At 63.1% G+C, this 24,339-nt stretch carries 28 protein-coding genes and 1 pseudogene; 9 read left to right on the top strand and 20 right to left on the bottom strand.

The window, feature by feature from the left end; all coding sequences use genetic code 11:
• Nucleotides 1-164: 164 nt before the first annotated feature.
• Complete coding sequence (locus tag ACMA5I_RS14940; RefSeq protein ID WP_525887079.1) at nt 165-1,061, top strand: glycosyltransferase family 2 protein; 897 nt, start codon at nt 165-167, stop codon at nt 1,059-1,061.
• Here ACMA5I_RS14940 and ACMA5I_RS14935 read toward each other — a convergent pair.
• The 5 genes from ACMA5I_RS14935 to ACMA5I_RS14915 all read right to left on the bottom strand — a co-directional run bounded on the left by ACMA5I_RS14935 (nt 1,058) and on the right by ACMA5I_RS14915 (nt 4,710).
• The gene (locus ACMA5I_RS14935) at nt 1,058-1,678 is read right to left on the bottom strand and encodes a peptidoglycan-binding domain-containing protein (RefSeq protein ID WP_525887078.1); all 621 of its coding nucleotides are present in this window, start codon (nt 1,676-1,678) and stop codon (nt 1,058-1,060) included. The genes ACMA5I_RS14940 and ACMA5I_RS14935 overlap by 4 nt on opposite strands.
• 71 nt (nt 1,679-1,749) lie before the next feature.
• Nucleotides 1,750-3,054: an ATP-dependent protease ATPase subunit HslU gene (gene hslU / locus ACMA5I_RS14930; RefSeq protein ID WP_525887077.1), complete on the bottom strand. Its 1,305-nt coding sequence runs from the start codon at nt 3,052-3,054 to the stop codon at nt 1,750-1,752.
• A gap of 28 nt (nt 3,055-3,082) precedes the next feature.
• A complete protein-coding gene (locus tag ACMA5I_RS14925) occupies nt 3,083-3,397 on the bottom strand; it encodes a DMT family transporter (RefSeq protein ID WP_525887076.1) in 315 nt (104 codons plus the stop codon).
• Nucleotides 3,398-3,399: 2 nt separating this feature from the next.
• A complete protein-coding gene (gene hslV / locus ACMA5I_RS14920) occupies nt 3,400-3,960 on the bottom strand; it encodes an ATP-dependent protease subunit HslV (RefSeq protein ID WP_525887075.1) in 561 nt (186 codons plus the stop codon).
• A 48-nt stretch (nt 3,961-4,008) separates the two neighbouring features.
• On the bottom strand, nt 4,009-4,710 hold the full coding sequence (locus ACMA5I_RS14915; protein WP_525887074.1) for an SIR2 family NAD-dependent protein deacylase: 702 nt from the start codon (nt 4,708-4,710) through the stop codon (nt 4,009-4,011).
• A 45-nt stretch (nt 4,711-4,755) separates the two neighbouring features.
• Here ACMA5I_RS14915 and ACMA5I_RS14910 point away from each other — a divergent pair, with 45 nt between their 5' ends.
• Nucleotides 4,756-5,622: a lysophospholipid acyltransferase family protein gene (locus ACMA5I_RS14910; RefSeq protein WP_525887073.1), complete on the top strand. Its 867-nt coding sequence runs from the start codon at nt 4,756-4,758 to the stop codon at nt 5,620-5,622.
• Between the two features lie 327 nt (nt 5,623-5,949).
• Here the strand turns inward: ACMA5I_RS14910 and thyX are convergent, their stop codons facing one another.
• The gene (gene thyX, locus ACMA5I_RS14905) at nt 5,950-6,861 is read right to left on the bottom strand and encodes an FAD-dependent thymidylate synthase (protein WP_525887072.1); all 912 of its coding nucleotides are present in this window, start codon (nt 6,859-6,861) and stop codon (nt 5,950-5,952) included.
• A gap of 32 nt (nt 6,862-6,893) precedes the next feature.
• Between thyX and ACMA5I_RS14900 the strand changes: the two genes are divergently transcribed.
• Both ACMA5I_RS14900 and ACMA5I_RS14895 read left to right on the top strand, forming a co-directional pair.
• A complete protein-coding gene (locus tag ACMA5I_RS14900; RefSeq protein WP_525887071.1) occupies nt 6,894-7,322 on the top strand; it encodes a VOC family protein in 429 nt (142 codons plus the stop codon).
• Nucleotides 7,323-7,411: 89 nt separating this feature from the next.
• Nucleotides 7,412-7,762, top strand: a complete 351-nt coding sequence (locus ACMA5I_RS14895) for a hypothetical protein (protein ID WP_525887070.1) — start codon at nt 7,412-7,414, stop codon at nt 7,760-7,762.
• A gap of 6 nt (nt 7,763-7,768) precedes the next feature.
• Here ACMA5I_RS14895 and ACMA5I_RS14890 read toward each other — a convergent pair whose 3' ends face one another.
• Both ACMA5I_RS14890 and ACMA5I_RS14885 read right to left on the bottom strand, forming a co-directional pair.
• Complete coding sequence (locus ACMA5I_RS14890) at nt 7,769-8,119, bottom strand: hypothetical protein (protein WP_525887069.1); 351 nt, start codon at nt 8,117-8,119, stop codon at nt 7,769-7,771.
• Entirely contained in the window at nt 8,116-8,388 is a 273-nt protein-coding gene (locus tag ACMA5I_RS14885; RefSeq protein WP_525887068.1) for a rod-binding protein, read from the bottom strand. The genes ACMA5I_RS14890 and ACMA5I_RS14885 overlap by 4 nt, the downstream gene beginning before the upstream one ends.
• A 101-nt stretch (nt 8,389-8,489) precedes the next feature.
• On the opposite strand from ACMA5I_RS14885, the gene ACMA5I_RS14880 reads away from it, so the two are divergent.
• Nucleotides 8,490-9,791 carry a flagellar hook-length control protein FliK gene (locus ACMA5I_RS14880; RefSeq protein ID WP_525887067.1) on the top strand — a complete coding sequence of 434 codons (1,302 nt, stop codon included), beginning with the start codon at nt 8,490-8,492 and terminating at the stop codon, nt 9,789-9,791.
• A gap of 12 nt (nt 9,792-9,803) precedes the next feature.
• The gene (locus tag ACMA5I_RS14875) at nt 9,804-10,457 is read left to right on the top strand and encodes a flagellar hook assembly protein FlgD (protein WP_525887066.1); all 654 of its coding nucleotides are present in this window, start codon (nt 9,804-9,806) and stop codon (nt 10,455-10,457) included.
• Between the two features lie 362 nt (nt 10,458-10,819).
• On the opposite strand, the pseudogene ACMA5I_RS14870 reads toward ACMA5I_RS14875, so the two are convergent.
• Nucleotides 10,820-10,945, bottom strand: a pseudogene (locus ACMA5I_RS14870) (transposase); the annotation flags it as partial.
• Nucleotides 10,946-11,241: 296 nt separating this feature from the next.
• Nucleotides 11,242-12,330 carry an A/G-specific adenine glycosylase gene (locus tag ACMA5I_RS14865; RefSeq protein WP_525887065.1) on the bottom strand — a complete coding sequence of 363 codons (1,089 nt, stop codon included), beginning with the start codon at nt 12,328-12,330 and terminating at the stop codon, nt 11,242-11,244.
• A gap of 53 nt (nt 12,331-12,383) precedes the next feature.
• On the opposite strand from ACMA5I_RS14865, the gene ACMA5I_RS14860 reads away from it, so the two are divergent.
• The gene (locus ACMA5I_RS14860; RefSeq protein ID WP_525887064.1) at nt 12,384-12,896 is read left to right on the top strand and encodes a DUF721 domain-containing protein; all 513 of its coding nucleotides are present in this window, start codon (nt 12,384-12,386) and stop codon (nt 12,894-12,896) included.
• Complete coding sequence (locus ACMA5I_RS14855; RefSeq protein WP_525887063.1) at nt 12,893-13,636, top strand: DsbA family protein; 744 nt, start codon at nt 12,893-12,895, stop codon at nt 13,634-13,636. The genes ACMA5I_RS14860 and ACMA5I_RS14855 overlap by 4 nt, the downstream gene beginning before the upstream one ends.
• Here the strand turns inward: ACMA5I_RS14855 and lpxK are convergent.
• The 6 genes from lpxK to ACMA5I_RS14825 are packed head-to-tail and all read right to left on the bottom strand — an operon-like array spanning nt 13,631 to nt 18,421.
• Nucleotides 13,631-14,584 carry a tetraacyldisaccharide 4'-kinase gene (gene lpxK / locus ACMA5I_RS14850; RefSeq protein WP_525887062.1) on the bottom strand — a complete coding sequence of 318 codons (954 nt, stop codon included), beginning with the start codon at nt 14,582-14,584 and terminating at the stop codon, nt 13,631-13,633. The genes ACMA5I_RS14855 and lpxK overlap by 6 nt on opposite strands.
• Nucleotides 14,581-15,693, bottom strand: a complete 1,113-nt coding sequence (locus ACMA5I_RS14845) for a hypothetical protein (protein WP_525887061.1) — start codon at nt 15,691-15,693, stop codon at nt 14,581-14,583. The genes lpxK and ACMA5I_RS14845 overlap by 4 nt, the downstream gene beginning before the upstream one ends.
• A gap of 2 nt (nt 15,694-15,695) precedes the next feature.
• Nucleotides 15,696-15,944 carry a DUF4170 domain-containing protein gene (locus tag ACMA5I_RS14840; RefSeq protein WP_525887060.1) on the bottom strand — a complete coding sequence of 83 codons (249 nt, stop codon included), beginning with the start codon at nt 15,942-15,944 and terminating at the stop codon, nt 15,696-15,698.
• A 26-nt stretch (nt 15,945-15,970) separates the two neighbouring features.
• Nucleotides 15,971-16,744: a 3'(2'),5'-bisphosphate nucleotidase CysQ gene (locus tag ACMA5I_RS14835; protein WP_525887059.1), complete on the bottom strand. Its 774-nt coding sequence runs from the start codon at nt 16,742-16,744 to the stop codon at nt 15,971-15,973.
• The gene (locus ACMA5I_RS14830; RefSeq protein ID WP_525887058.1) at nt 16,731-18,077 is read right to left on the bottom strand and encodes a metallopeptidase TldD-related protein; all 1,347 of its coding nucleotides are present in this window, start codon (nt 18,075-18,077) and stop codon (nt 16,731-16,733) included. The genes ACMA5I_RS14835 and ACMA5I_RS14830 overlap by 14 nt, the downstream gene beginning before the upstream one ends.
• A gap of 35 nt (nt 18,078-18,112) precedes the next feature.
• Entirely contained in the window at nt 18,113-18,421 is a 309-nt protein-coding gene (locus tag ACMA5I_RS14825) for an HNH endonuclease (protein ID WP_525887057.1), read from the bottom strand.
• 46 nt (nt 18,422-18,467) lie between these two features.
• Here ACMA5I_RS14825 and ACMA5I_RS14820 point away from each other — a divergent pair, with 46 nt between their 5' ends.
• On the top strand, nt 18,468-19,610 hold the full coding sequence (locus ACMA5I_RS14820) for a TIGR03862 family flavoprotein (RefSeq protein ID WP_525887056.1): 1,143 nt from the start codon (nt 18,468-18,470) through the stop codon (nt 19,608-19,610).
• Nucleotides 19,611-19,682: 72 nt separating this feature from the next.
• On the opposite strand, the gene ACMA5I_RS14815 is transcribed toward ACMA5I_RS14820, so the two are convergent.
• The 4 genes from ACMA5I_RS14815 to leuS are packed head-to-tail and all read right to left on the bottom strand — an operon-like array spanning nt 19,683 to nt 24,332.
• On the bottom strand, nt 19,683-20,279 hold the full coding sequence (locus tag ACMA5I_RS14815) for a glutathione S-transferase (protein ID WP_525887055.1): 597 nt from the start codon (nt 20,277-20,279) through the stop codon (nt 19,683-19,685).
• A gap of 9 nt (nt 20,280-20,288) precedes the next feature.
• A complete protein-coding gene (holA, locus tag ACMA5I_RS14810; RefSeq protein ID WP_525887054.1) occupies nt 20,289-21,302 on the bottom strand; it encodes a DNA polymerase III subunit delta in 1,014 nt (337 codons plus the stop codon).
• On the bottom strand, nt 21,299-21,808 hold the full coding sequence (lptE, locus tag ACMA5I_RS14805) for an LPS assembly lipoprotein LptE (protein WP_525887053.1): 510 nt from the start codon (nt 21,806-21,808) through the stop codon (nt 21,299-21,301). The genes holA and lptE overlap by 4 nt, the downstream gene beginning before the upstream one ends.
• The gene (leuS, locus tag ACMA5I_RS14800; RefSeq protein WP_525887052.1) at nt 21,795-24,332 is read right to left on the bottom strand and encodes a leucine--tRNA ligase; all 2,538 of its coding nucleotides are present in this window, start codon (nt 24,330-24,332) and stop codon (nt 21,795-21,797) included. The genes lptE and leuS overlap by 14 nt, the downstream gene beginning before the upstream one ends.
• Between the last annotated feature and the right edge of the window lie 7 nt (nt 24,333-24,339).

The following is a 24,339-nucleotide window of genomic DNA, read 5'->3' as shown; positions in this document are numbered from 1 at the left end:
CCCTAGCTTGGCAGGAACGACAAAAGACACGAGGATTCGGTGAAGCCGTTCCTCGCAAATTCAACAGTCGCGGAGAATTGTCCAAAAAGATTTAGAAATGATTGACGATTCGTGGTGTAGCAGGTCTTTGTGCTGCCAAATCTGTAACGTCATGAGGGCCTATCGTGCCACCGGTCATTTCGGTCATCATCCCGAATTACAATTCGGAACAACAACTTGAAGAGACTCTGCGCCGTCTCTCCGTGGAGCGTGAGACCAGTGGGATCGCCGCCGAAATTATCGTTGTCGACAACGGCTCGGAGGCGCCGCCCGAGGCGCTTTGCGCGCAATATAACTTCGTGACCCTCGCCCATGAGCCAACGCCCGGCCCGGGTCCCGCCCGCAGCAAGGGTGCGGCGCTGGCGCGCGGCACCTATCTCGCCTTCATCGACGCTGATTGCTACCCGATGCCGGGCTGGCTCACGGCGGTGAAAGAGGGGCTCGACAGCGGCGTCGACGTGGTCGGGGGCGATGTGCGCATCGCGTTCCGCAACCCTGAGCATCTCGACATGATCGAGGCTTACGAGGCGGTTTATGGCTATAATAACAAGCACTACGTCACGGTGAATGGCTATACCGGGACTGGCAATATGGGCGTTCGCGCGGCGAGTTTCGCCAAGGTTGGGGACTTCGCGGGCCTCTCCGTCGCCGAGGATATCGACTGGGGCAAGCGCGCCAAAGCGGCGGGTCTCACGATCCGCTATCTCCCGGATATGATTGTCGAAACACCCGCACGTGAAAGCTATGACGAGCTGATCCGCAAATGGGACCGGCACATCGCGCATCTCTATGAGGCGCGGAGCAGTGATGTGAAATGGGCGCTGCGCGGCGTCGCGATGGCGCTGTCGCCCCCGGCGGAGATCCTGCGCGTCGCCAAATCGACCCGGATCAGCGGGTTACGGGCGCGCTGGCTCGCCTGGATCTGCGTGACGCGGACGCGATTTTACCGCGCCCGCCGGATGCTGGAACTCGCCTTTGGCCGCGACGCCGATGCGCTCGCGGCCCGCTGGCGCGACGATTAATTCGCGGGCGCGTCCGCGTTCCCGGCATCCTCCGCGCTCAGATTTTGCGAAAACGCCTGATGCAAGGTCGTGATATTCGGCACGCCCGTCATCGGAATGTTATTCTCCGACTGGAACGCCTTGATGCCGTTCTCCAGCGCGTCCATATCGCCGGCCTCGCCCGCGCTGTAACCGCCATCATTCAGAACTTGGCGCAGATCCTCGGCCACCGTCTCATAGATGGTCGCCCGGTTGTCGCCATCCTCGAAGGTCACGCGGGCCACCTCTTCGGTCAGCGGCTCCTCGGTCAGACGCTTCATGATCCCGCTCGCGACCATCCCGACGGCCATATTCGGGTTCTCGGTGCAGGCGCTCTGAATCGCCGCGCCGAAATATTCGACGTTCTGCCAAGGGGTTGCGTCATAGACATTCGGCGTGAACGCATTGGCGCCCAGCATGAAGCCTTCCATCCAGCCGACAAAAGCGGCGTGAAGCTCCGGGTTGTTTTCCCGCGCGCCAACGAAATCCTCGCAGCTTGCGAGCGCGGCACGGCCCTCAACGGCGAATTTATCCTCGGCATCTGCCGCCAGAAGCGGCGTCGCGGCGAGCAGCGTCGCTGCAAAAGCAAATCTCTTCATAAATTTCTCCTTCGCGCGCAGTTTAGGGGCAAATCACTGCCCTCGATAGGGGGTTTCCGCGCAAGCCTTTGTTACAGAACATAGCGGCTGGTGTCGGTGTCGCGCACCAGATCGCCAAGCTGTCCCTCGACATAGGCGGCATCGACGGTGATCGCCTCGCCACCGCGATCCGGGGCGGTATAGCCCAGTTCCTCAAAGACCCGCTCGACAATCGTATAAAGCCGCCGCGCCCCGATATTTTCGACCGAACCATTCACTTCCGCCGCGATCCGGGCGAGCGCCGCGATCCCGTCCTCGGTGAAGCTGACATTGACGCCTTCGGTCTCCATCAGCGCGGTATATTGGCGGGTCAGAGCATTGTCGGTTTCCGTCAGAATCCGCACGAAATCTTCTTCCGTCAGCGCCTGCAATTCCACGCGGATCGGCAGGCGGCCCTGCAATTCGGGCAGCAAATCGCTCGGTTTCGCCACATGGAACGCGCCGGACGCGATGAAGAGAATATGATCCGTCCGCACCGGGCCATATTTCGTCGCCACACTCGTGCCTTCGATCAGCGGCAGCAGATCACGCTGTACACCCTCGCGGCTCACATCCGCGCCGCGGCGGCCTTCACCAGCGGCGATTTTGTCGATTTCGTCAAGAAAAACAATGCCGTTCTCCTCAACCGCCCGCAGCGCCTCGCGCTGCACGGTCTCCTGATCGAGAAGCTTGTCCGCCTCTTCATTGATCAAAAGCTCGTAGCTGTCCTTCACCTTCACCCGGCGCGTTTTTGTGCGCTGGCCAAAGGCTTTGCCGAACATATCGCCGAGGTTCATCATGCCCATCTGACCGCCCATGCCGGGCATGTCGAGCATCTGCATCGGGTTCGACGTGTCGGCGACCTCCAACTCGATTTCCTTGTCGTCCAGCTCCCCATCCCGCAGCTTCTTGCGGAACATCTCGCGGGTCGCCTCGCGGGACTCGTCGCCGGTCAGCGCGTTCAACACCCGCGTCTCGGCGGCCTCATGGGCCTGCGCCTTCACATCCTCGCGCATCTGATCGCGGATCATCACGATGGCGCTTTCCACCAGATCGCGGACAATCTGCTCCACATCGCGGCCGACATAGCCGACTTCGGTAAATTTCGTCGCTTCCACCTTCACGAAGGGCGCTTTGGCCAGCTTGGCCAAACGGCGCGAGATTTCGGTTTTGCCCACGCCGGTCGGGCCGATCATGAGGATATTTTTCGGAAACACCTCATCGCGGAGTGACGCATCGAGTTGCCGCCGCCGCCAGCGACCGCGCAGCGCCACCGCAACGGCGCGCTTGGCGTCCTTCTGGCCGATAATAAACCGGTCGAGTTCCGAGACGATTTCGCGGGGAGTGAGATCAGTCATACTGCCTTCTTTTTGTTGGAAATGCCCGTCAGGACACGAATTTCAGCCCGATGATGGAGCCGACCAGCGTGGCGATAAAAAAGAGCCGCATCGCGCCGGCGGGCTCGCCATAGAGCACAATGCCCATGATCACCGTCCCGACCGCGCCGATCCCGGTCCACACCGCATAGGCGGTGCCGATTGGCAAATGGAGCGTTGCGCGGGACAAGAACCAGAAGCTGAGAGCTGCGCAGACCAGAAAGGCGAGGGAGGGGATCACGCGTGTAAACCCGTCCGATGCTTTCATCGCGGTTGTGAAGCCGACTTCAAAAATTCCGCCGAATACTAGGTAAAGCCAAGGCATGACTATGCCCTTTCTATGATTTCCACCGTCAGATTGCCATTTGTATATACACAAATATCGGCGGCAATCGCCATGGCGCGGCGTGCGATTTCTTCGGGGTCGGTTTCATAGTCGTAAAGCCCGCGGGCCGCGGCCAGCGCGAAGTTCCCGCCCGACCCGATGGCCGCAATCTCATGCTCCGGCTCCAGCACGTCGCCCGCGCCGGTGATGACCAGCAAATCGGTGCCGTCGGTCACGATCAGCATCGCTTCGAGATTGCGCAGATATTTGTCCATCCGCCAGTCCTTGGCGAGTTCCACACAGGCGCGGCGGAGCTGCCCCGGATGACTTTCCAGCTTCTTTTCAAGCCGTTCGAGCAGCGTGAACGCATCCGCCGTGGAGCCCGCAAAGCCGCAGACGATATCCTGACCGCCCGGTGTCAGCCGCCGCACCTTGCGCGCGCTGCCCTTGATGACGGTCTGGCCGAGGCTGACTTGCCCGTCTCCGGCGACAACCACCTTGCCGCCCTTGCGCACGCCAATAATCGTCGTGCCGTGCCATCCGGGAAAATCCTGCTCGCTCATAATCGTCCTCCTCAGTTCGGGCCGATATAGGCAGAATGGGCGGCAATGTTAAGGGAGCGCCTCACCAAGCACCCGATCCACAAAGGCCGGCACCGTCTCGCTGGCGGGTCCCTGATGGCTCTCGTCATAAAGATGCGGGGCCGTCGCCTCCATGTTTAGCTCAACCCGTCGCGCGCCCACCATCTGCGCCATTTGCACGAAACCTGCCGCCGGATACACCGTCCCGCTGGTGCCGACCGAGACGAACATATCGCAATCCGCCAGCGCCGCCTCGATGCGCTCCATATGATAGGGAATTTCGCCAAACCACACGATATCGGGCCGCAGCCCGCCCGCCCGATCGCAAGCCGGGCAGACGCTTTCCGCCCCCATATCCTCCCGCCAGTCCGACCGCGCGCCGCATCTCAGGCACAGCGCCGAAAAGAGGCTCCCATGCATATGCACCACATCCTCCGCCCCGGCCTGGGTCAGCAAATCCTCGATATTTTGCGTCACCAGCGTGACCTTCTCCGGGGCCGACTGCCAGAGCCGCGCCAGCGCCTCATGGGCCGGATTGGGCTGGACATCCTTCGCCTGACGGCGGCGCATATTGTAAAACTCCTGAACCAGCTTGGGGTTACGCGCGAAAGCCTCCGGGGTCGCCACATCCTCAATGGCGTGATCCTCCCACAGACCGCCCGTGTCGCGAAAGGTGCGAATGCCGCTCTCCGCCGACAGCCCCGCCCCGCTCAAAACCACGATCTTTTGCATAGCAACTCCCTTCCCCGGTCACGGCTGCCATGCTAGCGGACAGGGATGCAAACGCGAAACCAGAAAACCTTGCGCAGGTGGTTTGAATTTCTTCCTGTGCGCCTGTGGTGGGGCCTGACCCGCCCGCTGCCTTTCGAGACCCGCGCCGCCCTCTGGGCGTCGCTCGGGCGGCTCCTGATCGCGCTCCCCCTCGGCCCGCGCCGCCGGGTGGAGAAAAACCTCGCCCTCATCTGGCCCAATTTGCCCGAGGCCCGTCGCGCCGAGATCATCCGCGCCGTCGGCGGCAATGTCACCCGCGGCTTATCGGAACTCCTCAACAACGACCAATTCCAGCAGCGCCTGACCCATTTCCACCCAAGCGGCCCCGGTCTCGACGTTCTACGCGCCGCCAAGGGCAAAGGCGCGATCATCGTCTCCGGCCATTTCGGCCAATGGGAAGCCATCCGCGCCGTGCTGCAAGCCGAGGGCCTGCCGACCGGCGCGATCTATCGCGACAACAATAACGGCTATTACAACGATCTCTTCGTCCGCATGACCGCCGAGGGCGGCGAGCCGATGTTCGACAGCGGCCCAGAAGGGATGCGCGCGATGATCAAACACCTCCGTTCAGGCGGCTTCGTGGCCATCCTGACGGACCAAAAATTCCGTAAAGGCAAGGACATCCCCTTCCTCGGCCATGACGCGCTGACCTCCATCGCGCCCGCGCAACTGGCGCTGAAATACGGCATTCCCATGGTCCCCGCTTTCGGCATTCGCCGCGAAGACCCCAACGAGATCGACATCGCCTTCGAGGCCCCGATCCCCCCAAGCGACGCCGAAACCATGACCCGCGAGATCAACACCCGCCTCTCCGCCCGCGTCGAAACGCATCCGGGGCAATGGTATTGGCTCCACCGGCGATGGGGGCGTTAGGCTGGAAAAGCCTGTTCCGCCTTCGTTCCATTTAGTTTGATCGAATCGGTATATCTCGATATAGTGTGTGTCATTAAATGTTACACCACATGAGGTATGAGATGGCCGGTAAAAATCATAGAAGTTCGAAGTCGGGTCAGTTTGTTTCGGAGAGGTATGCGAAAACACACCCATCAACTACTCTTTCTGAAAAGCGTGGCGGCGCTCCTACAGGTAGTCCTAGAAGCGCCAAAACTGGGCGGTTTGTAAGCGAGCGTTATGCTAATGCTCATCCAGCTACCACGGTGAAAGAGAAATAGAAAAAGCTGAAGTTTCTAAAGCGAGTTTTTAACTCGCTTTTATAATCCCCTCAAACTCTCGCCATTCCCGCGCGCTCATGCCGCTGTTTTCCTGCGTGACCTTTTCGCCGGACAGCATCCGGCGGAGGCAGTCGACGCCCATGCGGGAGAGTTGCGCGCCGCCCATGCCGTAGTCCTCGAAAGCCTTGTGCGCCATCGGCACCCAGTCCTTCACCACATCGGCAATCGCATCGGCATAGACGCGGATCTCATATTGCGCATGGGCGTCCGCGCGCAGGCGCAAGAAGTGGAAAAGATTGTGCAAATCGGTTTTCCAATACCATTGCGTATAGACATTGGCGGGTAGGTTCATCCGCGCCAATTCCCGCGCGAGACCCTGCTGACCGTCCGTCGACAGCATGTCCTCGTAATGGTCGTAAGCGCGCTCGGCGTCGGTTTTCAGCAGATCGAGCACCCGCGCCGCTTCCTCGCCCTCCAGAACCGCGCCGCGGCCCTGTTTGTTGTTTTTCGACTGCGCGGACAGGTTTTCCGGCGCCGGAATGTAAAACTCGCGATCCAGAATCGAATATCGCGCCGAATATTCATTCACATTCGCCGTCCGGTGCCGGATCCATTGCCGCGCCACGAAAACCGGCAGCTTCACATGCAGCTTGATCTCGCACATCTCGAACGGTGTCGAGTGCCAATGACGCATCAAATATCGGATCAGCCCCTCGTCATTCTGCACCGCTTTCGTGCCGCGCCCATAGGACACCCGCGCCGCCTGAACGATGGCCGCATCGTCGCCCATATAGTCGATCACCCGGACAAAACCGTGGTCGAGAACCTCTTTCGCCTCGTAAAGATGCGCCTCCATGCCGGGGGCCACCGCGCGGCGCGTCTCCCGGATTTCAGAACGTTGTTCTTCAATTTCGGCCTTTTGCTCGGGTGAAAGCGGCATATGTTACTCCCATCAACACTAAGGAGGACCCTATGAGTATCCGCTATCTGCACACAATGGTCCGTGTGCGCGACATCGAAGAGTCCAAAAAATTCTACTGCGACCTTCTTGGTTTAGAGGAACGTCGCCGGATGGAAAACGAAAAAGGACAATTCACGCTGGTCTTCCTCGCGCCTCCGGGTCAGGACGCGGCCGAAGTGGAGCTGACATATAACTGGGATAGCGACGAAACCTATGAGGGCGGGCGGAATTTCGGCCATCTCGCCTATCGCGTCGCGAATATCTATGAGACCTGCCAGAAAATGATGGATGCGGGGGTCACGATCAACCGCCCGCCGCGGGACGGGCATATGGCCTTTGTGAAATCCCCTGACGGCATTTCCATCGAGATTTTGCAGGAGGGGGACCACCTTCCACCGCAAGAGCCTTGGGCTAGCATGGAAAACACCGGAAGCTGGTAACGCTTTCTTATGTCTCGCCCGTCCGCGCCCGCTTGATCGCGGCGCGCGGGCGGTGATAGCGTGGCGCAGATCAATCATGGAGTGTTGGTATGCGCTACGCTTTTCTTCCCCTGTTTTTCCTGGCGGCTTGCGGCGCAAGCAGCACGACCACCTCGACGCCGACGAGCAATGCCGGCGCGATCGGGCAGGGGGATATCACGGCGCAGAACCCCTTGATGTCGCGTGGCATTCACATGCAATTCCAGATCGGTTCCGAAGTCTTGGTGACCTATGATCCCGAAGTGACCACAGAAGCCCGCGCGACGGCGGACACCCAAAGCATCTGCGCCGCCCAAGGCAAGAGTGCCGTGAGCGCTGGCGACGGCAAGGGCATTGGTCAGCGCAATCAGGAAGCGACAGCCGAATTGCGGCTCCGCCAGTTCACCGTCAACTGCGTCTGATCCGGCCTACGCCCGCGTTTTCAGCGCTTCCGCCCGGCCCGACTCGCCATAAACCGTCAGCGCGCCTTGCTCGGCCCGGAGCGCGGCAACGGCCTCGACGCCTTCTTTGAACCCGCGCATGGCCGCTTTCAGCAGGCCGACATTGCGCGCCGCCTTGTCCCGCACGGATTTGATCGACTCCGCCAGCGGTTCGGCGACGCTTTCATCTATCGCCTCGATGACCCGCAGTGCCTCATCCTTCTGCGCCGCATATTCCACCAGCTTGTGGAGCTCTCCGGCAAGCAAAAGCCGCCGCTCTTCCTCAAGAAGTCTTTCCAATGTTTTCAAGCGCATCCGCGCCAGCATCCGACTGATCATTCCGCCATCCTTTCCACAAGGGATTGATAGATTTGCTCGCCAAGCCCGACGCCGCCCTGCGCCGCAAGCAGATCGGCATATTCGGTGGTGAGCATGGACGCGAAAGCATCCTCGCCCGCGCCGCCTCCGAAACTTTCACGAGACTCGCCAAGCCCGCTGAATTTCAGCATCTCCGCGAGAAAATTAGCCTCCAGATCCTGCGCCACCGCACGCAGTTTCGGATGCGGCTCCTTCGCCAAACCGGCCATATTTACAGAGTGAACGCTCATCGCACCTCGCTTCTTTCACGCCCCAACCTGCCTGATTCGCGTAAATGATTTCTTAGTCTGTCTGTGAAAATTTCGAGCGAAATCGAGAGGGTGATGCGTCTATGAGCGAAGCGATGATGATTCTCGGGGCCAGCATGGCTGCGGACAAGAAGCCGTCGCCCAAGGCCGTGGACAGCGTTGACCCCGAGGTGCCTGTCGCCTCTTTCGATATGATTTTCACGAAAAGTCAGGTGGATGAGGGGTTTGCGGAGCAGGAAGTAGATCTCGCGGAGGCGATCACCGCGTTGTCGGCGGACGAGGATGATCCGACTGCTTCAGATGAAGAGGTCGCTGAAAGCACAGATGTTCTGGAGGTTGCAGCGTCTTCTCCGGAGGCTGATGTCGACATCTCAACAGACGCAGCGCAAGAGGAAGCGGAAGGGCACGCCCTTCAATACCCGACGGAAATCGCCGATACCGCTCGCGATCTGACGGAACCGTCCCGTCAAACTGACAAAGATGTAGCAGCTTCTCCTGACAACCCTGCTTTAACCGCCGTTGCGGCGTCCGTGCAGACGCAATCATCGAATGCCGAAGTCACGGCCGAGCAAAAGAAGTCGGAGCCCGTTCGTAGCAAATCACCCGATGCGAGAAGGCAGCTTTGGGAAGCCACCTCGACGCCGCAGGAGACAAAAGGTGCGGTGCCGGCTAACTCAAACAGCGAAGTTCTGGCAAGCATGTCAATGACCGCCTCGTCTGTAGATGTCGGTGTGATGGCTGACCAAGTCGCCGAAGCCTTTGAGCATGAGGGTGAAACGAAGCTCGGGGCTGTCGACGACCTCAAGCCGAAGCTTTATAATGATACTGCCGCGCGCGTGATCACGCCCCCTCCGCAAACGCGAGTTGACGTGATGTCAGACGCGGCTCCACCCTCAAATTTCTCTTCCGATCTCGCGCCGGACATCGATATTGACGGCATCTCGCACATAGCGCGCCGAGATGCGCCTCACGTGGTCGCAACGCATACGACCCCGCAGGTTGCGAACATGCCGCGTCCCGAGATTGTGCACTATGAGGTGCAGAAACTCGGCGGGCATGAGCGCGTCGTCCTTCGCCTCGATCCTGCGGAGTTGGGCCGGGTGACGATGCATCTTTCGGTGACAGACCAAGGCGTTACGGCGATGGTTCAGGCGGAACGCCCTGAGGTGGTCGATCTCATGCGCCGTCACGCGGATCTGCTTCAGCAGAACCTCGTTGATGCAGGCTATGAAGGCGCGCAACTTGATTTCGGAGACGCGCCGGAGCGAGAGCCGCCCAGATTGGCGGAAGAAAACGGAGCATCATTCGCCGCGCTGCCGCCTGAGACGGAGCAGATTGTTGTGGCGCAAGGGACGGTGTCTGGCCGCCTCGATATGCGGCTTTAGAGAGGGAAACTTATGGACGTGATGAACACGCAGCCCGCCACGGCGGCGTCCGCGAAAACGGATCAAACCAAAACGCTGACCAGCGCGACGGGGGATTTCGAAACCTTCCTCAAGCTGCTGACAACGCAGATGAAAAATCAGGATCCGCTCAAGCCGCTGGAGTCGACCGAGTTTGTCGCGCAGCTTGCGAATTTCTCTGCAGTGGAGCAGCAAGTGAACACCAACAAGTCGCTGGATGCGATCCTTGCTGAACTCTCGCTCGGCGCGCAGGTGGGCGCGGCGGACTGGATCGGCAAGGAGGTGCGGGCCGACACGCGCGCGGACTGGCGCGGCGAGACGATCAATATCCGCTACGACACGCACGCCACGGCGGATGGCGCCCAGATGGTGGTTCGCGACGCGAGCGGGAATGTGGTGCATAAGGAAGCGGTGTCGCCGACGGCGAATGAGATCAATTGGGGCGGCACGGCGGATCTCCCGCTCGGCGAATACAGTTTTGCGGTCGAGAGTTATGAGGGCGAGGAGTTGCTCGAAACCTCTCCGGGACTTGTCTACGCGACGGTTGAGGAGGTCAGCGTGGAGGATGGCCGGATGATCCTCGGGCTTTCTGGCGGGGGCGAAATTGCTCAGTCGGAGGTGACGCAGATTAGGCGGGCGCGACGGTGATATAGATGCCGAGCGAAGGGGCGATTTTGACTGACGGCGGAGGCTCGTTGATTGGTCTTAGGTGATTTATGCGTTGGCTTTATGCTTGGTTCAGTGGCTGCCCAGTTGCTTTTGGGTTCAGTGAAGACGCAGGTGGTTAGCTTAACAGGACGCTAATTTGATGAGCGCGAGGCTAATCTGATGATGAGAGGATTGGACTGCATTTGCGATGAATAAATGGCTTGATAATGAAACTGGCTGAAATGCAGCATCAGCATCAGCATCAGCATCAGCATCAGCATCAGCATCAGCATCAAACAATGCGTGCAGTTTGCAGTGAGAGCTAGAAACGGAGATCTATAAGCAGCCTCGCCAGTTTCGAAGAGATGGTTCGGATACACGTCGAAATCCTGCGACAACTCGATCAGGGTCTTTTCGCCCTTGATCGCTGCCACCGCCACCTTTGCTTTGAATACCGGGCTGTGGTTCCGGCGCGGTTGTCTTGCCATAGGCTTCTCAGCGCTCGCGGCATCATAGTGCTCCTGCGCAGAAAATCCACTCATCCGGCCTGTTCAAATTCCCCAAACGCCTCTCGACGCAGTTGGGATGAATTTTCTGTAGTAGGGTTTCAGCGTGCGGGCCTTTTTGCGCCGAAGTAATTTTTAGCTCGATTTGTACAATTGCGCTGCTTGAATACGGGTGCTCGCGGTCAACCGTTTAGGACGAAAGGAGCCTTAGGCGGTTAGGTTCCAGAGAAGCTAACTCGACGGGTGCACTTAATGCTGCTGGCTGCCTCTCAATGCTGTTAAAGCGGCAATTTCGGCATGTCCTCAGCCTCTTGCGCCTTCCGGATGATCTTTTTCATCAGCGTTGGGACCGAGGCGAGGGCGGTTTCCATGCTATGTGTCAGCGGGTGCGCCTTATCCGTATCGCTGCGCCAGACCTTCACCGTGAGGCGGAAATGGGTGAAGACGTGGGTGATCTCGCCGCAATAGCGCAGCGTCTCGGAGGTCTTCCACGGCACGGGTAGGTCCGGCGGCGTTTCGCCTGCCGCAAATTCCACCATCTCGCTGAGGGGCACGCCCATCGTGCCGCCGAGGAGGCCCTTGGCGGGGCGGCGTTCGAGGTGGATGTCGCGGCCATCGCTGACGACGAGGGCGTGGGCGCGGCGCTCGGGTTTGGCCTTTTTTGGCGCTTTGCGGGGGAGGGTGTCGGCGGTCCCGGCAGAGCGGGCGGCGCATCCTTCGGCCCAGGGGCACGCGAGGCAGTCGGGGGTGCGGGGTTTGCAGACCGTCGCGCCGAGATCCATCACGGCTTGGGCGAAGTCGCCGCAGCGGAGGGCGGGGGTCAGGTGATCCATGGCCGCCCGAAGCTCCGGTTTGGCGGCGGGCAGGGGCGTGTCGATGGCGAAATAGCGGGCCATGACGCGCTCGACATTGCCGTCGACCACTACGGCGCGCTCGCCGAAAGCTATCGCGGCGATGGCGGCGGCGGTGTAGGGGCCGACGCCGGGCAGCGCGAGGAGGCCCGCTTCGCTGTCTGGAAACACTCCGTTTCGCTCGAAGGCGACAAAACGCGCCGCTTTCAGCATGTTGCGGGCGCGGGAGTAGTAGCCGAGCCCGGCCCATGCGGCCATGACGTCCTCGTCTGCGGCTTCGGCGAGCGAAGTCACATCCGGCCAAAGACCCAGAAACTTTTGATAATACTCGCGGACCGCCGCCACGGTGGTCTGCTGAAGCATGACTTCGGAGAGCCAGACGCCATACGGATCGGGCGCGGTATTCGCCCCCGGCGGCACGCGCCACGGCAAATCGCGGGCGTTTTCGTCGTACCAAGCGAGCAAAAGCGCCGCTTCACGTCCATTTGAGGGGGCTTGGGGGTTCTGGTTTTCCATGGAGCTTTTATCTAAGGTGGCGCCGGGACAGCGACAAGCGGAGAGCAGCGCGGATGAAAACCCCTTACGAGAAACGACGCGGCACGGGCGGATTTCGCCAGACCGGCGGTGTTCTCAAGGGCCGTCTGGGCAAGGCGGTGCAGCAGCGTGGCTTTGCCCAGACGCGGCTTCTCTCCAATTGGACGGAGATCGCGGGGGACCTCGCGGCGAAATGCACGCCGGTCAAGCTGAGCCAGCGCGCCGGGAGTGGCGGGCTGCTGACGCTCGCCGTGGCCGGGCCGGATGCGCCGGAGGTCAGTATGCAGCTTGAAACCTTGCGCGGGCGGATCAATGCGGCGCTGGGTTACGGCTCGGTGTCCAAGATCCGGCTGAGCCAGAGCGCCCCTGTGGGGATGCGCGGCATGGCCGAGGCGCAGGCCGCCTTTACCCCGAAACCAAAGATTCCCGCCGAGCCCGCCGCCAAGGCGAGCCTTGCGGAGATGGAAGACAGCCCGCTGCGCGAGGCTTTGACCCGGTTGGGCAAGCATGTGGCGGCGAAGGGTCAAACTCAGGAGATGAAAAGATGAATAAACTTGTTCTTATGGGCGGCGTCGCCGTCGCGGCTGTGGCTGCGGTGCTGGTGCTGAACAAAGAGGAAGAGCCCGTTCTGGCCACCGCGTCGGACAGCCAGGTGGTTGAGGAGGTGGCGCCAATTGATGCGCAGGCCGAGACGGATGGCGATGAAGCCGACACCGGCGCCGAGGCAGAAAGCGCGGCGGCGGATGCCGAGCCGACCATCCCAGTGGGCGATATGGTGCTTGGCGATGAGGCCGCGCCGGTCACGGTGATCGAGTATGCCTCCTTCACCTGCCCGCATTGCGCCAATTACGCGACGCAGGTCTATCCGGACATCAAGGCCGATTACATCGATTCCGGTCAGGTGAAATATATCAAGCGCGAGGTGTATTTCGATCAGGGTGGTCTTTGGGCCGGTCTTGTTGCGCGCTGCGCGGGTGAGACGCGCTATTTCGCGACCGCCGATATGCTGTATCGCAAGCAGAAAGATTGGGCGCAGGCCGGAAGTGCGCAGGAACTCGTGCAGAACCTGCGCGATTTCGGCAATTCGGTTGGGCTGAATGAAGAGCAGGTCAATGCCTGTCTGAGCGATGAGGCGGCGATGCGCGCGCTGGTTACGGCCTATCAGACCAACAGCGAAGAGGACGGGATTAACTCGACGCCGAGCTTCGTGATTAATGGCGAGAAGCTGGAAGGGGGCTATCCGGCCCTCAGCGATGCGCTCGCCGAAGCGGTTGAAAACGCGTCATAATCCGAGTTTCGCGAGTTCGCGGGTGAGGGGGCCCTCATCCGCGAATTTGCATCGGACCATCAGCGGCCAGATGCCTTGCCGCTGCTCCGGCGTCATCCGCGCGATATCCTTTTCCGTTGTCACCAGAACGGCGCCGCTTTGCGCCGCCTCATTGCGCAGGCGGGTGAGGATCACGTCCGAATAGGGCGCGTGATCGGGGAACTCGTGGGTTGCGACCAGCGTGACGCCAAGCCCTTTCAATGTCTCGAAAAACTTTGCGGGCCGCCCGATCCCGGCGAAGGCGATGGCGCGAAGGTTTTGCCAGTCCATTCCAGTAGACAGCGGTTCAAGCGTGGCGTGGAGGGTCGGCATGTCGAGCGGCGGGAGCGGGGCGGTTTGCGCGCCCATGATGATCGCGAGATCGGCGCGTTTCAGACCTGCGGGAACGGTTTCGCGCAGCGGCCCGGCGGGCAGGCCGTAGCCATTGCCGAAGCCGGTCGCGCCGTCGATCACGATGATGGAGAGATCTTTGGCGAGCGCCGGGTTCTGATGCGCGTCGTCAAGCAGGATCACATCGGCCCCGGCCTTGACCGCCAGCGCCGCCGCCGGGCCGCGATCCCGCCCGATATGGACCGGCGCGAAACCGGTGAGCATCAGCGGCTCATCCCCCACTTCGGCGGCGCTGTGGCGCTGCGGGTCCACGGTGACGGGGCCTGCGAGCGATCCGCCATAGCCGCGTGAGACGATATGCGGGGCATGGCCCGCCGCGATGAGGCGTTCGGCGAGGGCCATGGTCACGGGGGTTTTGCCGGTCCCGCCGACGGTGAGGTTGCCGATGGAGATGACCGGGACGGGCAGGCGCTCATAGGGGCCGCGCGCGACGCGGCGGTCCGTTGCGGATTGATAGAGGCGGCCAAGCGGAAAGAGGAGCCGCGCGAGCGGGCCGCGCGTTTGCCAGAAGCGTTTCATGAGTCCTCCAGCGCGGCGGCGATATGGTCCAGAATCTCGTTGGTCAGATCCGCGCCGCGCGAGGCGAGCCGCCAGCCCGCCGCCGCCATATCCGCCGCGTGATCGGGGGCGAGCGCGGTGCCAAGCGCCGGGATCAGTGCATCCGCCGTGTCCGCCCGCCGCGCCGCGCCGAGCGCATCCGCTTGTTTATAAAGAGCTTCATGCGGCTTGGTGTGGGGGCCGTGAACCATGGCCGAGCCAAGGGTCAGCGCGGCCCAAGGGAGGGGCGCGTCCCGCTCGCAAAGGGTGCGGCCCAGAAAACAGGCGGGCGCGATGCGGTGCCAGAGCCCGTCATCGGCGGCATTGGCGATCACCACATCGGTATCGCGGCCCGGCACGATGCCCTCGCCGTCCTCGATGGCGGTGAAGCCTGCATTGCTGAGACGTTCGCGCAGGTTCGGGATCTGCTTGAGGTCGCTCAGGGTGATGATGAGCAAGAGGTTGTGCGCCCGGCGGCGGAGCGCGCCATGGGCGGTGATGACGGCGCTGATTTCCTCGGGGGCCGGATCGCTGGCGAGCCAACTCGGGCGGCTTCCGGTGGAGCGCGCGATGGTCTGACGCCGCGCCTCGTCGCAAGGCGGGGCGGGCGGCGCTTCGCTCAACGGGTCGCTGAAGCGGCTGTGGGTGTCTTGGATGCCAAGCTGGACGATCTGGCGCTGCGTCGCCGCGTCGCTCACCCAGCAAAACCGCGCATGGGTCAGAAGCTCGCGCAGGGCCATGTTCCCGCCGAGCAGCATCCGCCAATTGGCGAGTTCTGTCCCGAAATCGGTGAGAAAAAACGGCACGTTGTCCTGTTTGGCGAGCCGGAGCGCGCCGCGCAGATGGTCAAAGCGCTGGACCGGGCCGTGATGCAGGATCATGTCGGCGCGCATGTTTTCCGGCAGTGTCAGGGTGCTGTCGCCCAGATCGGTGAGCCAGGTCGGGGCGGGACAGGTCAGCCGGGTCGAGCGGGTCAGGCTGATCGTCAGGCCGAACCGGTCCCGGATGCGCTCAAGAAGCGCGAGAAGCGGCGCATGATCCGCCGCTTCGCTATGCACATGCAGGTGCGCGCTCGCCCCCGCTGCACTCATACTCAGTTCCCGAGCTCTTCGGTGGGGCTGGCCTCTTTTTCCTCATCGCGCAGGCGGTGAAGATGGGCGATGAAATAGCGCATATGGGCGTTGTCCACGGTGCGCTGCGCCTCGCCCTGCCAAGCCTTGAAAGCCGAGTCGTAATTGGGAAAGACGCCGACGATATGAATGTCGTCCGTGTCGCGGAATTCGGTGCTTTGCGGGTCAACCAACTCGCCGCCAAAGACGAGGTGAAGGCGTTGTTCAGACATGGAATCCTCCTGATATGTCGCGCTGTTTATAGCCGATCCATGAGGGCGGCGTGAAGGGGGGCGGGGGCCGCGATCACGGCGTTGCTGCGCGGATCGGGCTGGTTGAACCGGGGCGGCGCGCCGGTGCGGTCGGTCACGGTAACGCCCGCTTCCCCGGCGATGAGCGTGCCGGCGGCGATGTCCCATTCCCAAGTCGGGCGCATCGAGATCATCCCGTCGAAACTGCCATCGGCGACGAGGCAGAGGCGGTAGGCCAGCGACGGGCGGAAATGGCGTTTGACGGGCGGGGCGCCGCCGCGCCAGTGATCGTCCTTGAGCGATTGCGCGTTGGAGAGGATCCGCGCGTTTTTCAGATCCGCCGGATGCGGCCCGCCGAGCCGCCGCCCGTTGAGAAACGCGCCGCCGCCCTTGCGGGCGCGATAGGTCAGGCCGAGTTCGGGCAGATGCACCACGGCGGCGACAATCTCCGCACCCTTGGCAATCGCGATGGAATGCGAGAAATGCGGCTGCTGTTCGAGAAAGGCGCGGGTGCCGTCGATGGGATCGAGGATGAAACTGTAAGCCGCGTCGAGCCGCGCGGGATCATCCACGCTCTCCTCCGACAGCCAGCCGTAATCGGGCCGCGCCGCCGTGAGCATCTCATAGAGCGCGCTGTTGATCTCCTGATCGGCGACCGAGACCGGGCCGAGCCCGTTGCCCTTGTCGTAAAACTCCGGATTCGCGCCGAAATGTTTGCTGGCGATGCGTCCGGCTTTCTGGGCAGCGTCGAGGAGCAGGGTGAGGTCGTCAGTTTCCGGCAACCGTCATCCCCTCCACGAGCAGCGACGGCACGACCCGCGACAGATGCGTCCGCGCGTCATTGGCCGGGATCACGCGGGCCAGCATGTCGCGCAGATTGCCCGCGATGGTGCATTCCTGCACGGGGCCGGTGATCTCGCCATTCTCGACCCAGAACCCGTTGATCCCGCGCGAATAATCGCCCGTGCTGGAGTTGATCGTGGAGCCGATCAGCCCGGTCACGATGAGGCCGGTGCCCATGTCGCGGATGAGATCCTCGCGCGAGGCGGTGCCTTGCGTCATGGTCAGATTGCCAACCGCCGGACGGGGCGGCGAAGAGGTGCCGCGCGCGGCATGGCCGGTGCTCTCCAGCCCAAGTTTGCGCGCGGTGGAGAGGTCGAGAACCCAGCTTTGCAGCACGCCATCCGCCACGAGCGGGAGCGCGCGCGTCGGCAGGCCCTCGGCGTCGAAGAGGCGGGCGCTGGTGGTGCGCGGGCGATGCGGCGCGCAGGTCAGGTCCAGTCCTTCGGGCAGAACACGCTCCCCCATGGCGTCTTTGAGCCAGCTATCACCGCGCGCGATGGACATACCGTTAATCGCCGCAAGCAGATGCCCGATCAGCCCGCCCGCGATACGCTCGTCATAAAGCACGGGATAGGTGCCGGTCGGCGGCTTTTGCGCGCCGATACGGGCGAGGGCGCGGGTCGCGGCGAGATCGCCAATATGTGCCGCGCTTTCGAGATCGCTGAGATGGCTGCGCGAGTCGCCATGGCTGTCGCGCTCCATCCTGGTGCCGGTCCCGGCGACCGCAACGCAGTGCTGGGCGTGGCCGGTGCGGCGGTAGCCTGCGGAAAACCCGTTGCTCATCGCCATGTGGACCCGGCTGTCGCTCGCATAGGCCCCGGCCATTTCCACCTGCGAAATGCCTTTATGGGCAAGGGCGGCGGCCTCGGCGGCACGAGCGCGGTCGAGAAGCTCATCGGGGCTCGGGGCCGGGCTGTCATCGACGAGATCGAGGGCGGACATATCGGTGTCCGTCGCAAGCTCAGATGGATCGGCAAGCCCTGCCGTCGGGTCCTCCGGGGCCAGCCGCGCCATGGTCACGGCACGTTCCGCAAGAGTCGCCAGCGTCGCCTCGCGCGGATCGGAGGCGGAGACGCAGGCCTGACGTGTGCCGACCAGCACGCGCAGGCCAAGGTCGATCCCCTCGGCGCGTTCGATCTGGTCAAGCTGGCCCGCGCGGACCTCGATGGACTGGCTCACCCCTTCGGCGGCCAGCACATCGGCGGCGTCCGCCCCGGCTTTCTGCGCAAGGTCGAGAAGATGGTGGGCGAGATGGGAAAGATCATGGCTCATGGGCGGTGCATAGCCCGGTTTCGGCGCGCGGGCAATCAGCGACGCCGCCTTTTGGAGCGCAGGGTGCGGCCATGAAAGCCGGGCGGTTTCTTCGCAAGCCAGCGGATGAAGCGCGCGAGATGGGGATGGGCACGGAGGGCTTCGGGCGTGTTGAAATCGCGGGCGAGTTCCGCCTCGGTCAGCACGGCGTGGATTTCGTTGTGGCAGATCTGGTGGAGGCGCACCGTCTCGCCATGTTTGCCGCCTTTGAGCTTCGGGACGAGATGGTGAACGCTTTGCTTGGCCTCGGGCGGGATCGGGCGGCCGCAGAGCGCGCAGAGGGGATCGTCAGACATGGGGTCCATGATTGGCCGATGGACGCCGCAGCGCAAGCGCGCTATCGCGGAGGGCATGGAGAGACCCTTGGTGATAGGCGGCGGCCCGGCGGGGCTGATGGCGGCGGAGATGCTGGCGAAGGCCGGGCATCCGCCGGTGATCTGCGAGGCCAAGCCGACGCTTGGACGCAAGTTTCTGATGGCCGGGAAATCGGGGCTGAACCTGACCCATGCCGGGGCGGATTTTCTCTCCGGCTATGGGGAGGGGGCGAACTGGCTCGCGCCGATGCTCGCCGATTTCGGGCCGGAGGCGGTGCGGGACTGGGCGGATGGTTTGGGGGCCGACTGTTTCACCGGATCGTCCGGGCAGGTGTTTCCCAAAGCGATGAAAGGCGCGCCGCTTCTCAGGGCCTGGGCGCAGCGTTTGGGCGCGGCAGGTGTGGAGATGCGCCCGCGCTGGCGGTGGACCGGGTTTGACGGCGATGCCTATCTTTTCGAGACGCCGGAGGGGGCGCAGCGCCTACGTCCGCCGGTGGCCGTGGCGGCGCTCGGCGGGGCGAGTTGGTCGCGGCTCGGATCGGATGGGGCGTGGACGGGGTGGCTCCCGTCCGTGCCGTTTCAGCCGAGCAATATGGGCTTTGCCGTGGACTGGACGCCGCATATGGCCCCGCATTTCGGCGCGCCGGTGAAGCCCGCTGCGGTGAGCGTAGACGGCGAGACGCATCGCGGGGAGTTTGTGATCACAGAGCGCGGCGTTGAGGGCGCGCTGATTTACCGGGTGTCGGCGGCGCTGCGAAACGGCGCACGGGCGACGCTGGATGTGGTGCCGGACCGGGATATGGACTGGCTGGCGGCGCAGGCCGCGAAACCGCGCGGCAAGGCGAGCCGGAAAAACTGGCTGCGCAAGGCGTTTGGTCTCGAAGGCGCGCGGGCGGCGCTGCTCAACGAATGGGCCGAGGGCGATCCGCTGCGGGCCAAAGCGATACCGCTGTGCGTGGGCGCGCCCTTTCCGATGGATGAAGCGATTTCGACGGCGGGCGGACTGCCTCGGGACGCGGTCAATGCGGCGCTGATGGTCAAGGATCGGCCCGGCCTGTTTATCGCCGGGGAAATGCTCGATTGGGACGCGCGGACCGGGGGCTATTTGCTGACCGCGTGTCTTGCGACGGGCCGCGCGGCGGGTCTTGGCGCGGCGGCGTGGTTGGACCGCGAGGGATGACCGCCGGTTTCGGGGGCGGGTGCCCCCTCAAACGGCGTTGCCGCAGGCGCGGCGGCCCCGCGTGTGAAAAGGTCAGCCCTTCGCCTGCTCGCGCAGTTTGGCATAGGCGGGGCGCTTGGAGATGCGTTTGAAATAGTCGCCGACTTTGCCGCCGGGCAGGTCGAATTTCGCGACCCGCGCCCAACCGGCGCAATGGACCAGCAGGATGTCCGCGATGCTGAATTCCCCGGCGATAAACTCCTGATCGCCCAGCAAACCCTCCAGCTCCTCCATCGCGTTGTTCCACTCCCAGCGGAGCGAATCCTTCACCGCAGGCACCCGTAATTCCTCGGGGCGGGCGAAGCTGTGGCGGGCGGCCATCCAGAGGGTCGCGTCCATCCGGTCGAGGCCGAAATGCAGCGCTTCATCCTGCCGGGCGCGCTCCATCGTGCCGACCGGGAAGGTAAACGCATCGTGACGATCCGCCAGAAACTGCATGATCGCGACCGATTCCGTCAAAATCCCATCCTCCAGCAAAAGCGCGGGCACCCGGCCCGTGGGGTTCGACGCTTTGGCATCATTGGAGGCGGGCATGGCGCGGATCATCTCGTAAGGCTCGCCGAGCTCTTCGAGCAGCCAGTAAACGCGCATGGCGCGGGTGACGGGGCTTCCAAGGACACGATAACTCATGAGACTCTCCTAACGCGGCATCATGGCGATGCGGATGAAACAGCGCTCAACAAGCGCGGTGGCGGGAACGGTTCGGCCCGAGCGTAACGCAAGATCCGCCTCGGTCAATTCGGTGAGGGCGCGCTCGAGGAGCGGCGCGGTCCAGTGGCGGGTCTGGTGGCGCATGGCGTCGCGGCGCGGGCCAAAGACGGGCGGGCGGAGCGCGCCGATCCCGGCATCGGGGCCGTTCGGGTGGCTCATGGCGCTGTGGAGTTGGCGCAGATGGCGGCCTGCGGAGATGACGAGCGTGGTCGGCGTGACGCCTTGGCCCGAGAGCCGCTGCATCAGGGGCGCGATCCGCGCGGGCTGGCCGCCCGCCATGGCGGTGACGATCTCGTCGGTTTCCGCGTCGAGCGCACCGGGGGCGAGCAGGGCGACCGTCTCGGCCGTCACGGTCTCGCCCTTGGCATAAAGGCTCAGGGTTTCAATGAGTTGGTCGATCTGGCCGCGGGTCAGCCCGTGGGCGAGTTCCGTGAGCGCGCCGATGGCGGGGCCGTCGGCCTCCGCGCCGCGCGCCGTGAGGGCCTGCTCAATATCGGCGCGGCCCGGCGGGTCCGGATAGAGCGCGATGCAATAGGCGGGGCGCTTCTTGTCCTCGAAGAGCTTGCGCAGCTTGGCGGTTTTCTTGAGCGCGCCAGCGGTGACGATCAGGAAAGCGTCGCCCTCCTTGCGGGCGTCGAGCGCATTGGTGATCGCGGCGGCAGCGGTATCGTTGGCGTCCTCGACGATGACCACACGCGGGCCGGGGAAAAAGCCAACCGCGCCGAGCGCATCGCTCAACGCCGCCGGATCACTGCGCAGGCCCGCCGGGTCGATCCGCTCAAGCCGCATGTCTTTTTCCGCCTCCGGCCCGCCAATCGCGGCGGCGACGGATTTGCGGTGGCTGGCGGTGAGCGCCGAATCCGGGCCGTAAAGCAGCACCGCGCCAACCGCCTCGCGGGGGTTGGCGAGGAAGGCGCGGGCATCGGTGCGATTCGGGATCATAGGCCCTGCGGCGCGGCGCTGAGCGCTTCGGGCGGGATTTCCCCCGCGCGGGCCGCGATTTCGAGGGAGATTTTCTCGGCGAGACTGATGGCGAGGCGGCGATAGGCGTCTTCTTCCGCCTGCCGGGTCGCGAAGGGCGCGGCGGTGGCCGACCATGCGGTGACCGAGAGCGCGCGGCCTTCCATAACCACCTGATTGCCCGCCACAATCCGCCACGGCGCTTCGCCGGTCAGGGTGTAGCGGGTGATCCGGTTGTCCTCTGTGATCACACGGCCTTCGGAGTCGAGATCGAGATCGATTTCGAGAAGGAGCGGCGCGGTTTCGACCCGGCCGAGACGTTCCTGCAACCGCTCGCGCAGGGCAAAGCCGAGACCGCCGGGAATGAGGGCGATGGCGATCTGGCCATCAAGCGCGCTCGCCGCGCTGCCGGGCGCATAAACCGGCGTGAACCCGCACCCCGGCAGGGCCGCGAGCGCCAGCAGGATATGCCGCCTAGACCACGACATTCACGATCCGGCCCGGCACGACGATGAGTTTCTTGGGCTGCCCGCCATCAAGCGCCTTTTGCACGGCTTCATGGGCGAGAGTGGCGGCCTCGATGGTGCCTTTATCCGCATCCGCGTCGACTTCCAGCTCGCCCCGTTTCTTGCCGTTGATCTGGATCGGCAGCAGAATCGTGTCGTCCTTGAGCATCGCGGGATCGGCTTCGGGCCAAGCGGCGGCGCTGACAAGGCCCTCGCCGCCCGCCATGGACCACAGCTCCTCGGCCAGATGCGGGGTGAAGGGGCAGGTGAGCTGCGCCATAACGCGGAGCGCGGCTTTTTTCGCGTCGCTCCCGGCCCTGGATTTGCCGATGGCGTTGGTGAATTCGTAAAGCTTGGCGATGGATTTGTTGAAGGCGAAGCCCTCGATCCCCTCGGTCACGGCGGCAATGGCGCGATGCGTGTCTTTTTCCAGCGCCTTATCCGCGTCGGGATTGGCGGGGGCGTCCTCAATCTCCGCGGCGAGGCGGTAAACCCGCTGAAGATGCTTCCATGTCGCATCTGCGCCGGCGGCGGTCCACTCGACATCACGCTCGGGCGGGCTGTCGGACATGACGAACCAGCGCACCGTGTCCGCGCCATATTGGTCGATGATCTCGTCCGGGTCGATCACATTGCGCTTGGATTTGGACATCTTGATCGACGGGCCGACCTCGACGGGCTGGCCGTCAAAGGTAAAGCCGCCCTGACCATCGGGCTGCACCTCGGTCGGCGCGAGCCATTTGCCATCGGCGCTTTTATAGGTCGCGTGATTGACCATGCCTTGGGTGAAGAGCGCGTTGAACGGTTCCGCCGCTTTTTCCGGCAGATGCCCGGTGCGGATCATGGCGCGAGCGAAGAAACGCGAATAGAGCAGGTGGAGAATCGCGTGCTCCACCCCGCCAATATATTGATCGACATTCATCCAGTAATCGGCGGCTTCGGGGTCCGTCGGCGTTTCGGCATGGGGCGCGGTGAAACGCGCGTAATACCATGAGGAATCGACAAATGTGTCCATCGTGTCCGTCTCGCGCTTGGCGGGTGCGCCGCAGGACGGGCAGGGCACATCGCGCCAACTGGCGTGACGGTCGAGCGGGTTGCCGGGGCGGTCGAAGGCGACATCCTTGGGCAGTTCAATCGGCAGGTTTTCTTTCTTTTCCGGGACGATTCCGCAGCTTTCGCAATGGACGACCGGAATCGGGCAGCCCCAATAGCGCTGGCGGGAAATCCCCCAATCGCGCAGGCGGTATTTGGTCATCGCGGTGCCGAGGCCCTTGGCTTCGAACCAGTCGATGGTCTGGTCGATCCCCTGCTGGGACGTCGCATCGGTCAGCCCCGCGAAATGGTCAACATAATGGACCGTTTCGGTTTTTTCGGGAATCAGCGCCTCATTTTCCACGGGGATGTCGTCGCCCGGCAGGAAGAAGGCGTTGCGGACCATCAGGTCGTATTTGCGGGCGAAATCGAGATCGCGCTGGTCATGGGCCGGACAGCCGAAGACCGCGCCGGTGCCGTAATCCATCAGGACGAAATTGCCGATCCAGACCGGCAGATCGCGGTCCTCGGCCGGGTGGCGGACGGTGAGGCCCGTGCTAAGCCCGCGTTTTTCGGCCTTCTCCAGCGCTTCTTCCGTGGTGGCCCCCTTGCGGCATTCGGCGTTGAAGGCCGCAATCTCCGCATTGTCCGCCTCAAGCGCCTTGGCGACCGGGTGATCCGGTGAGATCGCAAGGAAACTCGCACCATGCAGCGTGTCGGGACGAGTCGAATAACAGGTGATCACGTCGAGCCCGGCCACGGTTTCGGTCAGCGCGAACGGAATCTCGATTCCGCGCGACTTGCCGATCCAGTTGCGCTGCATGAGGCGGACCTTTTCCGGCCAGCCGTCGAGCCCGTCAATCGCGTCCAGCAAATCTTCGGCATATTCGGTGATCTTGAAGAACCACTGCGTCAGTTCCTTGCGCTCCACCAGCGCGCCGGAGCGCCAGCCGCGGCCATCCTCAACCTGCTCATTGGCGAGAACCGTCATATCCACCGGGTCCCAGTTAACCACGGCGTTTTTGCGGTAAACGAGGCCCGCCTCCAGCATGTCGAGGAAAAGCGCCTGCTGCTGGCCGTAATATTCGGGGTCGCAGGTCGCAAATTCGCGGGACCAGTCAATCGAGAGGCCAAGCGGCTTCATCTGCGCGCGCATTTGGTCGATATTCTGATAGGTCCAGTCGCCGGGATGGACGCCCTTGTCCATCGCCGCGTTTTCCGCGGGCATCCCGAAAGCGTCCCAGCCCATCGGGTGCAGAATATTGAAGCCCTGCGCCATCTTATACCGCGCGACCACATCGCCCATGGTGTAATTGCGCACATGGCCGGTGTGGAGGCGCCCCGACGGATAGGGGAACATCTCCAGCACATAATATTTCGGCGCTCCGGGTTTGGCTTCGGCTTGGAAAAGACCGGCCTCATCCCAGGCGGCCTGCCACTGCGGTTCGGAGGTGCGGGCGTTGTAACGCGACATAGATATA

It is taken from the genome of Jujubicoccus corallicola (genome assembly GCF_047345645.1).
In the GTDB taxonomy this organism is placed as follows: domain Bacteria; phylum Pseudomonadota; class Alphaproteobacteria; order Rhodobacterales; family Rhodobacteraceae; genus JBLEFH01.
The sequence above is the reverse complement of the archived record's forward strand: the minus strand, read 5'-3'. Positions and strand labels throughout refer to the sequence as shown.